The sequence below is a fragment of the Anaerococcus sp. HMSC068A02 genome, assembly GCF_001811125.1.
Lineage (GTDB): Bacteria > Bacillota > Clostridia > Tissierellales > Peptoniphilaceae > Anaerococcus > Anaerococcus vaginalis_C.
In genome coordinates this window covers 11,610-24,341 of the sequence record NZ_KV803771.1, presented here as the reverse complement: position 1 = coordinate 24,341, position 12,732 = coordinate 11,610, and the positions used below count along the sequence as shown (strand labels likewise).

The window sequence follows — 12,732 nt, the reverse complement described above, 5'->3', positions numbered from 1 at the left end:
GATTATATGAAAAATAAAAAAATAATTGCCCTTGCTTTGGCAACATCTTTCGTTTTGACTTCATGTTTTAATAAAAATAACGAAAAAATCCAAGACAAAAAAGAAAAAAAAGCAAGCGTAAAAACAGAACAAAAAATAAAAGAAGACAATACTACAGAAGTTTTGGTCGATTCAGAAATTAAAAAAGATGACATAGTCAAAGTTGTAAAACACGGCGACCATTGGCATATTTTTACAAAAGACGGCAAAGAACACATCTCTTACAAAGATCCAAAAGATTTTGGAAAAGATGGAGGAGTTGATCTTGTAGATGTAGTCGATACAAACAAATTAAAAAACAAAAATGTTATTGCCATAAAAAAACATGGCGATCACTGGCACGTTTATACAAAAGATGGTGGCGAATATTTAACATACGAAAATCCATCAGGGCTTTTCCCAAATATAAAAATCGGAACATACACAGGAAACCATAGCACAAATCCTACAAGTCAAGCAAAAAACAAAACAAACAATTCGCAAAAACTATCAGGAGATAAGGTTGTAAAAATATTACAACACGGCGATCATTGGCATATCTATACAGCAAATGGAAACGAATATATTTCATATTCAAATCCAAGCACTTCTTATCCACACATAAAAATTGGAATATATACTGGAAATCATTCAAACCAAAATACCAAAACAAATAAAAAACTTGCAAATGCAGGAAACAATTCGAAAAACAATAGAAAAAATAAAAATAATAAAAACGAAAATTCATCAAGCAAGGAAAAAGATAGACTTGAGAAAATAAAAAATTTAAAATTAATTCCAATCTTAGGAAAGGGAACTATAAACAGGTATGACATAGTAAAAATTCTTGTTCACAATGACCACTACCACATTTATGATTCAAAAAATAGAGAGGCAATAACCTACACAAATCCAAAAGATTTATTCCCTAAGGCATACTTTGGCGAATATGGAAATAAAAATCATACAGAAAACAAAAAACCAGAAAAAAATAATCCTGAAGTTAAGCCACCAAAAGATAAAAAAGATGAAAATAAAGATGGAAAATGGCCAAAAGGAATTACCAAAATAATCGATCACAAAGATCACTGGCATTTGTACAGAGGCGATGAAGAAGTTGGAGTAGTAAAAGAAAATCCAAGACATATTTATCCAGACGCAGAATATATAGTAGAAAAAAACGAAAGCGATGATATTGCCGTATCAGACGATGAAATTTTCGAATATAAAGATATAAGAGCCGAATTAATAGAAGGAGTAATTCCATACCTTGAAGGCGACCTATCAAAATTTACACATTTTGGAAATCTTCCAGAAAATGAAGCAGTATATGGGTCAAACGGAGTAAGAGAAAATATTTTTTATTGGCATCATCAAAATCATTATCATGCAAAAACAATAAAACAAATCATCCAAATGCAAAAAGACAAAAAATTTGGTCCATACACAGCCAAAGATGTTGTAAAAACAATAAAATACAAAATAGAAAACCCAAACACAAACCTAGAATACAAATCAAAAATAAAAATCGAAGATATAAAAGAATTCTTGAAAAACCACTATAAAGTAGACTCATCAGATATTTTAAATATAGGAGATTCAATAGTTCAAGTATTCATACAAGATCAAACCCTAAACTTCTATACAAGAGATTTTGAAATGAAAAATGGAAAAATTACCTACAAAAAAGATTTACCAAAAGTTTCAATCAAAAAAGAAACAATAAAAGAAGAAAATAAAGAAGAAATTGAAACAAAAGAAATTACCGAAAATAAAAAAATAGAAAATATTGAAAAAAACGAAAATAGCAAAGAAGAAAAAAATAACAACAACGATAAGTCAAATAGCCCAGAAAACAAAAAGGAAAAAGACCAAACAAATACAAATCAATCAAAAGAGATAAATCCAACAGAAGAAATAAAAAAAGAAAATCCAACCACTAGCGAAAATAATCATTAAAATACTTAGAAAAATTTAAACTATAAAAATATAACACTTATCCAGATTGATTTTGTTAATACACTTGCACATATTTAAAATTCATAGCTATGACCCATAAAATGCCCTCTTTCTGCCAAATCCATCAAAGAGGGCAGACATTTATCAAGATAGCTAGTTTTTATTAACTATAAAAAATCATATAAATTTAATTTTTCCTAATCAACATTGAAAAGAAATAAAAAACAGGCTGATCTTAGCTTACTCCCAAATTATATGGGATAGGTCAAATCAACCTGTTTTTTAAAAATATTCTATGATTTTTTTCTTTCCTCTTCGATTTTTTCTATTCCCTTTAAAATTCTTTCAGCAATTTTATTTCTTGATTCACTCATCCTAAAGGAAACAACCCTTCTAAGAGCTTTTGGACTGTACATTTTTTTCTTTCTGTAGAAACTATCCACTCTTTGAGTCATTTTTTCTTGGAAGTTTTCTTCAATTTCATCTAATTCTTTTTGGAAGTTAGTTAAGTTTATTACTGTGAGAGTTAAATCTGATGAATGTATTCCAATCAAAATAAAAGGCAAAATTATTACAAAAATTTCCGGCAAGAGCAAATACAAATTCTCTGCCATAGGAATCAAATAATTCATAACCAAAATTCCAGCAAGACCAAAACCAACAGAAGTTGGCACAGAAGTTCTTCCATTTAAATTCAAAGGCACATCCGTATAATCCCACCATCTTGCATGAAATAATTTCTCAAGAATATAGGAAGTAGGATATTCCAAAATCATGGAAACAATAAAACCCACAACAAAAATTTGAAGCGAAGAAAGTCTTTCCAAGACTCCACCATTTACCAAATCATAAGCAAAAAGAGCAAAAATTGAACCAAAACCATAAATCGGACAAAGAGGTCCATACAAAAACCCCCTATTTTGCCATTTTTGATTTTGAGCAGTGCAATAAATACTTTCCCAAATCCAACCCAAAACGGAAAAGAAAAAATAAAAAACTATATACCTATTAATTACCATAAACCACCTATCCCTAATTCCTAAATCTTTTACTAATATTATAAGCGATTTAGCAAAAAAATAAAACGAAAGAAATTTTTTGAAATTTATTTTATAGTTTTATTATAAAAAAATATTAGAAACAATAAAAACCAAAACAAAAAACACTACTATTAATTTTAATTAGCAGTGTTTTGTAAACTTTTCACCTTATGATTTTTTTGGAATTTTTCGTCTACTTTATTAAATGTTTAATCCAAACTAAACTTAAAAACCCTTCTGTTTTCTCTCAAAAAATTTATAATTCCTATTAGCTCATTTTCGTTTTTATTGTGATATTGTACTTCTAATATCAGCTTATCATCTCTATAATTTATGGATTTTTCGCTGAATTTTATATTTTCTTTTTTGAAGTACTTATATATTTTTTCTATGCTCATAGGATTATCTAAAACTATATCTATGGTATAGGGCCTTTTTATAAAACTAAAGATCCCAAATTCTTCTTTTAAAAACAATTGTAAAATTAATATTAATATGCTTGAGCTTATTCCTATAATATACATTCCAGCGCCGATGCTCATGGCTATTATTGCTGTAGTCCATATTCCTGCCGCTGTGGTAAGTCCTGATATATAATCTTTTTTTATAAATATAAGACCTCCGCCGAGAAATCCTATACCTGATACTATTTGGGCTGCAATTCTTTCTGCATCGTAATGGCTTGAATCTGAAAAGCCATATTTTGAAACTATCATTGCAAGGGCTGCTCCCAAAGCTACTATTGTATGTGTTCTTATTCCTGCAAATTTTCCTTTAAATTCTCTCTCAAGACCTATTATTACACCAACTAAACAAGCTAAAAATAATCTTAATATTAGTATTTTTATAAATTCTAAGTCTTCCATTTAGCTTTTCCTACTTGTTTTCGAAAAAATCTTTTGTTTGTTTTCTTACTTCTTTTACTAAAACTAATAGGGCAAGGATATTTGGAATTATTACAAGTCCCATGGCTATATCTTGAATTGTCCAAACCATAGTTATTTTTCCTAAACAACCTACTATGCAAAGAAATGGATAAATGAATTTAACTTTGCTTGTAAATTTTTCTCCGTAGGCATAGGTAAATGATTTTGCGGCATTAAACCATTGTCCCATAAGGGTTGTAAAACAAAATATCAATAGTGCAAATATTGCTACATAAGATAGGGGTTTAAATACTGTTCCTATTGCACTAATTGCCATGTTTGATGCTTGTATTGTTTCTCCGTCTATTGGTATTTGTGATACTCCTATTGTTATTGCTGTAAGTGAGCAAATAATTATTGTATCTAAAAATACTTCTGTAACTCCAGTAATTCCTTCTTCTACTGGATGATCTACAATAGCTGTACCGTGAGCAAATGGTGCTGTTCCTTCTCCTGCTTCGTTTGAATACATTCCTCTTGCTATACCGTATTGCATAGCTCTTGCTATAACAAGTCCGCCTACACCACCTGCGGCAGCTTTGAAAGAAAATGCTCCATCAAAAATCGCCTTAAAAACTAAAGGAACGTTTTTAATATTTACAATTATAACTAATAAACATAATACAACATAAAGAATAGACATAATAGGTACAAGGCTTGTTGCAACTTTTGCTAATCTTTTAAGTCCTCCAATTGCTATCATAAATAATAAAATTGTCAAAATAATTCCTGTCAATAGATTATTGACTTTAAAATTATCTGCAAGGATTGTAGCAATTGTATTTGATTGAACAAGATTTGCTCCCATCATTTTTATAGTCATCAAAACTGCTATTACAATTCCTAAAGCTGGAGCTTTTAATCCATCTCTTATGTAATACATTGGACCTGATAAGATATTTCCGTCTTCGTCTTCTCCTCTATAAATTTGTGAAAGAACGATTTCTCCGTATTTTAGTGCCATTCCAAAAAATGCAGCAAGCCACATCCAAAATATAGCACCATATCCACCAGCAACAATTGCTGTCGCTACACCAACTACATTTCCTCCACCAATATTTCCAGCTAAAGTTACCATCATAGCTTGAAATGTAGACAAAGAACCTTCTCTTTTTTCAATATTTCTTTCCTTAAAACTTTTTACCAAAGTATTATGAATAATAAATTTAAAATGTCTAACTTGTACAAATCCTGTTGCTATTGAATAAAGTATACCAAGGCCTAACAATACAAATACAAGCCAATTTCCCCACAATATCTTATTAAATTTTTCTAAAAATAGTTCTAAATTCTGCATAAAATCTCCTTATTTATTATTTTAATAATTCATCAACCCTATCAGGGAAGTCAGTAATAAGACCATCAAAACCCATTTCAACAAAATCTTCCAAATTATAAGAAAGTTTTGAAGAAAGCCACGCATTTACAAAAATTCCTTCATCATGAAGCTTTGAAACAAGATCTTTGTCAACAGTATTTACCAAAGGATGAAAATAAAAAATTCCATTATCTTTTAAATATTTCACAGGATTAGCCAAAACAGATTCTTCCAAAAATCCTAATTTTAATGTGCTATCGATTTCCTTCATTTTAAGAACAGATTCATGATTAAAAGATGAAATAATTATCCTATCACAAACTTCATATTCTTTCATAAGCTCATATAATTTTTCTTCAATTCCATCATAAGCTATCAAGCCATTTTTAATTTCAATATTTGTAATAAGATTAGTATCCTTTACAAAATCAAAATATTCTCGAAGAGTAGGAATTTTCTCATCAATTCCGTCATATCCATAGGCTGCATTTAGTTTTTTTAATTCTTCTAAATTTAAATCCTTAACAAAAACGTCACAGCCACAAGTTCTCAGCAGATTTTCATCGTGTATTATAACCAAATGTCCATCTTTTGATAAATGAACATCAAGTTCAATGCCATCTGCTCCCGCATCTAGAGCTTTTCTAAAAGCAAGCATAGTATTTTCTGGATACTTTGCCTTAAAGCCCCTGTGTGCATAATTTAACATAAAACCTCCTTATAGACGCAAAAAGCCCAGAAACAAATCTGAGCTTTTCTCCATCATATAAAATTACTTTTGTATTATAGCATATTAGTTTTTATTTGACAATACTTTGTTATCAAAAATATAATAACATTATTCAAACACAAAAAAATAAATGAACCTATACAAAAGACTTCTTAGCCTTGTATAGGTTCACTTTTTATAATTTTATTTTAATCCGAAATTTTATCAGGATTTTTTATTTTTTTAATTCTTACAATTTTAATTCGAGTTTCTTCAATATATAAAATTTTAAATTCGTAATCTTTGTAGATTACCGCTTTTTCACAGCCTTCATCTGGAATAAAGCCAAGTTTATCGATTATAAAACCACCTACTGTGTCGTATTGGTCGTTTTCTTCATCAATATCTAGTCCCAAAAATTCATTTAAATCTTTTATTGATGTCGAACCTTTTACTATATAGGAACCTTTGGTTGAACTTCTAATATCTGGTAGGTCCTTGTCGAATGTATCGTCCATATCTCCAACAATTTCTTCAACCAAATCTTCCATAGTGACAAGTCCCGAAAATCCACCGTACTCATCTATCAAAATCGCCATGTGAGTGTGATCTTTTTGCATTTGAGAAAATAATTTATCAATTTCAATTTTTTCTGGCACAAAAAAGGCTGGTTTTATTAATTTTCTAATATCAACACTTGCAATTCCCACATCAAGTGCCTCTAAGAGATAATCTTTGGTATAAATTATCCCCAAAATATTATCGACTTCTTCATCGTAGACTGGAATTCTTGAATGTTTTAATTTAATAAATTCATCCAAGTATTTTCTTTCCCTATCTTTTATATCGATCATAAATACTTCAGGCCTTGCAGTCATTATCTCCTCTGCCCACACGTCGTCAAATTCCATAATCGAATGAATCATTTTTGATTCTAATGGTCTTAAAACTCCTTGGTCTTCTCCAACTTGGACAATGGATTTTATTTGCTCTGCCGTAACTTCTTTTTCAATAGCCTTAGACTCAATTCCAAAAATATTCATAATGATATTTGTAATTTTATTTATAAAACTTACAAAGGGCCTTGTCAAAAATAAAATCAATTTTGCAAATCCTCTTGTCTTTTTGGAAATAGTATAGGGATTTCTAATTCCAATTCTTTGAGGAATCATATTTGCAAAAATTCTTTTTATAACTACAAAAACAATTACCATAAGAATCATTATAAGCATTTGCATAAAATCTGATTCTCTATTTAAAAAATTTTTCAAAGAATCTTTTATATTTAATAAAAGAAAGGCAATTGTAATAATTGATAAAACTCCGTCTTGAAAATTTTGACTTTGCATAAGTCTTTGTTGGTCTTGAGATAAAATCAAAACATCTTTAGCTTTACTATCTCCATTTTCTACCATCTCTCTTAATTTTTGATGATTTAGGGAAGTTAAAGATGAAAAAATCATATTAACCAAGGCATTTAATAAAATAAGTGCCAAAACTATTAAAAAAATTATTAAATTCGCGTAGGGTCCTTCCGTATCCATTTGTTTCTCCTTCAAAATTTATTTATTAAAAGGACGCTTAACACGTCCCTTTTTTCTTTATTACTAAACTATGAAATTTTCTCTTTTCAAGACTTAGGCTTCGGATATAATATCTTTAACTTTCATAAGTCTTGAGATAGTTGCTCTCTCATTTTCTTCTAGCTTAGCTCTAATATATTTTATTGTTTCTTCCAAATCTGGAATTGTCCTATATTCTAGGGCGTTTACCCTTCTTCTTGTTCCTTCAATTTCATCTGCCATAAGTTGAGTTGATTTTTCAAGTTCTGCCAAAGTTAATAGTTTATCCATAACCTTATTTAATCCTTTTATGGCAAGGTCCAAATCAGCTGATGTTTGGGCAAGTCCGTAAGGATACATGGAGGCATTTTCGTTTCCTCCCTTGTCAATTTTAAATTCCATTTGTGGAATTCTTACACTCATGACATTTTTTACCTTTATATCAACCCCAATTTTTTGTGTTGGAAAACTTACTGCTTCTTCCAAAAATTCTGGGCTCATAAAAGATGATGCCATCAAAAATCCTTTTGATGAATCTTTCAAATCAGCTTCAACTTCTTCACGAAGTCTTTTATTTTCTCTGATTTTTTCAAGAAATTGTCTCATTAGCTCATCTTGTTTGTCTTTTAAAAGTTTATATCCTCTTTTGGATGTGGCAAGTCTTTTCTTTAGGGTATTTAAATTCATCCTGGTTGGAGTTACATTAAGCCTTGTCATAGCCTAAGACTCCTTTTTGTTTTCTTCTTTATCCAAATATTTATCGATTAATTCATCATCGATTCTCTTTAGTTCAGATTTTGGTATGATTTTTAATAATTCCCAACCAAGATTTAGGGTATCTTCTATAGACCTATTTGTGTAGAATCCTTGATTTATATATTTTTCTTCAAATTGTTTTGCAAATTCTGCAAAGGCAAGGTCAGCTTTTGAAAGGGCAGAATCTCCAAGGATTTTTTGAAGCTCTCTTGCGTCAACTCCAGATGCATAAGCTGCATAAATTTGGTTCATGGTATCTGCATGGTCTTCTCTTGTTTTTCCTTCACCAATTCCCTTATCCTTAAGCCTTGATAGGGAAGGAAGAATTGAAACTGGTGGGTTTACTCCTTGGTTATACAATTCGTTTGATAAAATAATTTGTCCTTCTGTGATATAGCCTGTCAAATCTGGGATTGGGTGGGTTATATCATTTTCTGGCATGGTTAAAATTGGAATTTGGGTAATTGTACCTGGTTTTCCTTTTAATTTTCCAGCTCTTTCATAAAGGGTTGCAAGGTCTGTATAAAGATATCCTGGGTAACCACGACGGCCTGGAACTTCTTTTCTTGCTGCTGAAACTTCACGAAGAGCTTCTGCATAGTTTGTCATATCTGTCATGATAACCAAAACTTGCATATTCTTTTCAAACGCCAAATATTCTGCTGCTGTAAGTGCCATTTTTGGTGTTGATAAACGTTCAATTGCAGGGTCATCTGCAAGGTTTATAAACATTACTGACCTATCCAAAGCTCCTGTTTTTTCAAAATCTTGTCTAAAAAATTGAGCTTCTTCAAATGTAATTCCTATAGCTGCAAAAACAACGGCAAAGTCTTCGCTATCATTTAAAACTTTTGCTTGTCTTGCAATTTGGGCTGCAAATTTATTGTGTGGAAGTCCTGAGCCTGAAAATATTGGAAGTTTTTGTCCACGAACAAGGGTATTTAATCCATCGATTGTTGATACTCCTGTTTGGATAAATTCTGATGGATAATCACGGCTTACAGGATTTATTGCAACTCCGTTTACATCTCTTTTTTCTTCAGGAATAATTGATGGGCCATCATCGATTGGTCTTCCTAGTCCATCAAAAGTTCTTCCTATCATATCTTCGCTTACGCCAAGTTCTAGTGGTCTACCTAAAAATCTTACTGATGTTGATTTTAAGTTAATTCCAGAAGATCCTTCAAAAAGTTGGACAACAGCATTGTTTTCGTCAATTTCTATTACTCTTCCTCTTCTTCTTTCTCCTGTTTGAAGTTCTATATCAACTAGCTCTTCATAATCAACTCCACTAACATCTTCGACAAGCATTAGGGGTCCAACTACTTCTGATACGCTTTTATATTCTTTTAGCATTATTCATCCTCCCCCTTTGCTACAGCTTCTTTGCATTCTTTGTCGATTTGTTCTTTAACTTGGTCGAATTCTTCCAAGTTTTCATCTTTTATCAATTTTAATCTTGTGATTTTTTCTTTTACTTCAAGCTCTTCAAGTCTATCAAGATTTGCCCCATCAGATAGAGCTTCTAGACTTTTGTCATAGAAATAAAGAATTGTATCAAGCATTAAATCTTGTTTTTCCATTGGACAGAAAGCATCTGTTTCGTGGAAGGCATTTTGTTGCAAGAAATCTTCTCTTAGTGATTTTGTTACATCAAGTTTTAACTTATCGTCATCACTTAGTCCATCACGACCGATTAGTCTTACAATTTCTTGTAGGGATGATTCTTGTTGAAGAAGACTCATTGCTCTCATCCTGTTTTTTGAGAATTTTTCATCAACAGTTTTATCTATATATGAATCCATCTTGTCTTGGTAGAGTGAGTAAGAATTTAGCCAGTTTATAGCTGGGAAGTGTCTTTGGTAAGACAAATCATAATCAAGTCCCCAGAATACTTTTACTATACGAAGGGTTGCTTGGGTTACAGGTTCAGATAAGTCTCCACCCGGAGGAGAAACTGCTCCTATTACTGAAAGTGATCCTTCTTTTTCTACTTGTCCGTTTACTATAACTTTTCCACTTCTTTCATAGAAATCTGCTATACGGCTTGCAAGATATGCTGGGAATCCTTCATCTCCTGGCATTTCTTCCAAACGTCCACTCATCTCACGAAGGGCCTCTGCCCATCTTGATGTAGAATCTGCCATTAGGGCAACTGAATATCCCATATCTCTGTAATATTCTGCCATGGTAATTCCTGTATAAACACTGGCTTCTCTGGCTGCTACTGGCATATTTGATGTGTTTGCTATAAGTACAGTTCTTTTCATGATTGATTCGCCAGTTTTTGGATCTATTAGTTCTGGAAATTCGTCAAGTACGTCGGTCATCTCGTTACCACGTTCTCCACAACCTACATAAATTACAACGTCAGCGTCGGCATATTTTGCAATTTGGTGTTGGATAACTGTTTTTCCTGATCCAAATGGTCCCGGAATTGATGCAGCTCCACCCTTTGCAACTGGGAAGAAAGTATCAATAACTCTTTGTCCTGTTATAAGTGGTGTGTCTGGATCAAGTTTTCTATTAAATGGTCTTGGAGATCTTACTGGCCATTTTTGAATCATATTTAATTCTTTATCGCCATTTTCTGTTTCAATTACAGCAACTGTTTGATCAACTGTAAATTCTCCATCCTTTATTTCTTTAACTTTTCCCTTTATTCCATTTGGCACCATAATTTTATGGTTAATTACTGAAGTTTCATCAACACTTCCTAGAATATCTCCAGGGATTACTTCTTCTCCAACTTCTTTTTCTGCTTTAAATTCCCATAATTTTTCTCTATTTAGTGGTGGGGCTGTAACTCCTCTTTTTAGGAATTCTCCTGCCAATAATTCAAGTTTTTCTAGTGGTCTTTGGATTCCGTCATACATTCTTTCAAGTAATCCAGGTCCAAGTTCAACTGATAGTGGAGCTCCTGTTGAAACTACTTCATCTCCAGGTCCAATTCCAGTTGTTTCTTCGTAAACTTGAATATTTGCAACATCCCCTCTCATCTCTATAATTTCTCCGATGAGCTTATCTTTTGAAACTTCGACCACATCATAGATATTAGCATCAGATAATCCCTTTGCTTCTACAAGTGGACCTGATACTCTTGTGATTTTACCTTTATTCAAATTTGGTCTCCTTTTAGTTCAAAATGTTAGCTCCAACAGCTTTTTCTACACTCTTATTTATATCTGCCATTCCAAGTCCAAGATCTTCTTTGTTGGATGGTATAAGTATAATTGCTGGAGTCATTTTTTCTCTGTATTTGTCTATAGTATCTTGGATTTTTGCTGCAAAATCTTCTGTAATAAATATTATGCCTACATCTTCTTGGGCAAGTTTATTTACAAGTTTTTTTGCATCTTCTCCATCTACTGCTGTATATACGTCAACTCCCAATGCCTTAAACATTAGGACAGAATCTTTATCTCCTATTACGGCTACCCTATACATACAAATCACGCAACCTTTCTTCCATAAATTCACGAGAAAGTGAATTTAGTTTGGCTGTTAGGATAATTCTCAAGTTTTTAATTTCCATTTCACGACTTATAAGATAACCCATAATTACTTCTGGACCATAACTTACTTTTTTGCTTTCTTTTGCAAAATCCATCAAGTGATTATCGATTATTTTTTCTATTTTTTGCATAGCCTTATACAAATCATCTTCTTCCAAAGCATTTTTTACTTGTGGGTAAATTTTTTCTTTGAAAAATAAATTTGAATATGAAGTTTTTTCTGCATTTAGTGAATCTCTAAAGAGATTTTTTTCAATGTTTCCTCCATCTATTAGGGCTTTTTCTAATAAGTCTACACTTTGGTCTTGACCTTTAATTCTTAAAAGTGTTTTTAAGTTTGTAAGGTCAATTCTTTCTTTGGTAAATTTTATTAAACTTTCGTATTCTAGATTTTCACTATCTTCTAAAAGTTTTTCATAAAAATCTTTATCCAAAGATAAGTCTATATCTTGAGGATCCTTATTTTCTTTATAAAGGTCTAGGGCTTTTTTTGCATAAGAAAAATACTTGTCATTTTGATTTATATCTTCTTTGAGATTTCTCTTTATTTTTACAAGGTCAATTTTTCCTATATCAATATAGATAGACTTGTAGTCCTCATCTTGAATAAGCTCTTTTAATAAAACTTTCAAATTATGAAAATTATATTTTTCTTCCAAATATTTTACCAAGTTTTCGTCAGGGCTTATTTTTATCATATCTTTGTATGAATTTAAAAGCATTTGAGATAGGGCTTTTTCATAATCTTCATTTCTATCTAATTTTTGTAAAAGCTCGCCATATTTTGTATCGTTTAAGGATGATATAGCCTCATTTAGGTTATCTGTATCTATTAGCCTTTTTAAATTTTCTGAAGTAAGGAGATTTTTTTCGTATACTCTTGTAGTAATGGATGGGCGGATAAATTTTTCTCTATCCATCTAAATCAC

At 31.3% G+C, this 12,732-nt stretch carries 11 protein-coding genes; 1 reads left to right on the top strand and 10 read right to left on the bottom strand.

Going from position 1 to position 12,732, the window contains the following annotated elements; genetic code table 11:
- The first annotated feature begins 6 nt into the window (after window positions 1-6).
- A complete protein-coding gene (locus tag HMPREF2782_RS07305; RefSeq protein ID WP_070641900.1) occupies window positions 7-1,977 on the top strand; it encodes a hypothetical protein in 1,971 nt (656 codons plus the stop codon).
- 293 nt (window positions 1,978-2,270) lie between these two features.
- Here HMPREF2782_RS07305 and HMPREF2782_RS07300 read toward each other — a convergent pair whose 3' ends face one another.
- The 10 genes from HMPREF2782_RS07300 to HMPREF2782_RS07255 all read right to left on the bottom strand — a co-directional run bounded on the left by HMPREF2782_RS07300 (window position 2,271) and on the right by HMPREF2782_RS07255 (window position 12,723).
- Complete coding sequence (locus tag HMPREF2782_RS07300; RefSeq protein ID WP_070641897.1) at window positions 2,271-2,996, bottom strand: putative ABC transporter permease; 726 nt, start codon at window positions 2,994-2,996, stop codon at window positions 2,271-2,273.
- A 230-nt stretch (window positions 2,997-3,226) separates the two neighbouring features.
- Window positions 3,227-3,883, bottom strand: a complete 657-nt coding sequence (locus HMPREF2782_RS07295; protein ID WP_070641895.1) for an MgtC/SapB family protein — start codon at window positions 3,881-3,883, stop codon at window positions 3,227-3,229.
- 10 nt (window positions 3,884-3,893) lie between these two features.
- Complete coding sequence (locus tag HMPREF2782_RS07290) at window positions 3,894-5,240, bottom strand: alanine/glycine:cation symporter family protein (RefSeq protein ID WP_004839557.1); 1,347 nt, start codon at window positions 5,238-5,240, stop codon at window positions 3,894-3,896.
- Window positions 5,241-5,256: 16 nt separating this feature from the next.
- Window positions 5,257-5,970 (bottom strand): glycerophosphodiester phosphodiesterase, encoded by a 714-nt coding sequence (locus HMPREF2782_RS07285; protein WP_070641893.1) that lies wholly within the window; start codon window positions 5,968-5,970, stop codon window positions 5,257-5,259.
- Between the two features lie 209 nt (window positions 5,971-6,179).
- Window positions 6,180-7,514 carry a hemolysin family protein gene (locus tag HMPREF2782_RS07280; protein ID WP_070641892.1) on the bottom strand — a complete coding sequence of 445 codons (1,335 nt, stop codon included), beginning with the start codon at window positions 7,512-7,514 and terminating at the stop codon, window positions 6,180-6,182.
- A 93-nt stretch (window positions 7,515-7,607) separates the two neighbouring features.
- Window positions 7,608-8,249, bottom strand: a complete 642-nt coding sequence (locus HMPREF2782_RS07275; protein ID WP_070641890.1) for a V-type ATP synthase subunit D — start codon at window positions 8,247-8,249, stop codon at window positions 7,608-7,610.
- Between the two features lie 3 nt (window positions 8,250-8,252).
- Window positions 8,253-9,644, bottom strand: coding sequence for a V-type ATP synthase subunit B (locus tag HMPREF2782_RS07270; RefSeq protein ID WP_070605839.1), 1,392 nt, complete (start codon window positions 9,642-9,644; stop codon window positions 8,253-8,255).
- On the bottom strand, window positions 9,644-11,410 hold the full coding sequence (locus HMPREF2782_RS07265; protein WP_070641888.1) for a V-type ATP synthase subunit A: 1,767 nt from the start codon (window positions 11,408-11,410) through the stop codon (window positions 9,644-9,646). The genes HMPREF2782_RS07270 and HMPREF2782_RS07265 overlap by 1 nt, the downstream gene beginning before the upstream one ends.
- Window positions 11,411-11,423: 13 nt before the next feature.
- Complete coding sequence (locus HMPREF2782_RS07260; RefSeq protein ID WP_004839563.1) at window positions 11,424-11,735, bottom strand: V-type ATP synthase subunit F; 312 nt, start codon at window positions 11,733-11,735, stop codon at window positions 11,424-11,426.
- The gene (locus tag HMPREF2782_RS07255) at window positions 11,728-12,723 is read right to left on the bottom strand and encodes a V-type ATP synthase subunit C (protein WP_070641887.1); all 996 of its coding nucleotides are present in this window, start codon (window positions 12,721-12,723) and stop codon (window positions 11,728-11,730) included. The genes HMPREF2782_RS07260 and HMPREF2782_RS07255 overlap by 8 nt, the downstream gene beginning before the upstream one ends.
- Window positions 12,724-12,732: the final 9 nt, after the last annotated feature.

Excerpts from the sequence above, each read along its gene's own strand:
- HMPREF2782_RS07305 (WP_070641900.1), top strand. The coding sequence starts at position 7 with ATGAAAAATAAAAAAATAATTGCCCTTGCTTTGGCAACATCTTTCGTT.
- HMPREF2782_RS07295 (WP_070641895.1), bottom strand. The coding sequence starts at position 3,883 with ATGGAAGACTTAGAATTTATAAAAATACTAATATTAAGATTATTTTTA.
- HMPREF2782_RS07270 (WP_070605839.1), bottom strand. The coding sequence starts at position 9,644 with ATGCTAAAAGAATATAAAAGCGTATCAGAAGTAGTTGGACCCCTAATG.
- HMPREF2782_RS07285 (WP_070641893.1), bottom strand. The coding sequence starts at position 5,970 with ATGTTAAATTATGCACACAGGGGCTTTAAGGCAAAGTATCCAGAAAAT.
- HMPREF2782_RS07275 (WP_070641890.1), bottom strand. The coding sequence starts at position 8,249 with ATGACAAGGCTTAATGTAACTCCAACCAGGATGAATTTAAATACCCTA.
- HMPREF2782_RS07280 (WP_070641892.1), bottom strand. The coding sequence starts at position 7,514 with ATGGATACGGAAGGACCCTACGCGAATTTAATAATTTTTTTAATAGTT.
- HMPREF2782_RS07260 (WP_004839563.1), bottom strand. The coding sequence starts at position 11,735 with ATGTATAGGGTAGCCGTAATAGGAGATAAAGATTCTGTCCTAATGTTT.
- HMPREF2782_RS07290 (WP_004839557.1), bottom strand. The coding sequence starts at position 5,240 with ATGCAGAATTTAGAACTATTTTTAGAAAAATTTAATAAGATATTGTGG.
- HMPREF2782_RS07300 (WP_070641897.1), bottom strand. The coding sequence starts at position 2,996 with ATGGTAATTAATAGGTATATAGTTTTTTATTTTTTCTTTTCCGTTTTG.
- HMPREF2782_RS07255 (WP_070641887.1), bottom strand. The coding sequence starts at position 12,723 with ATGGATAGAGAAAAATTTATCCGCCCATCCATTACTACAAGAGTATAC.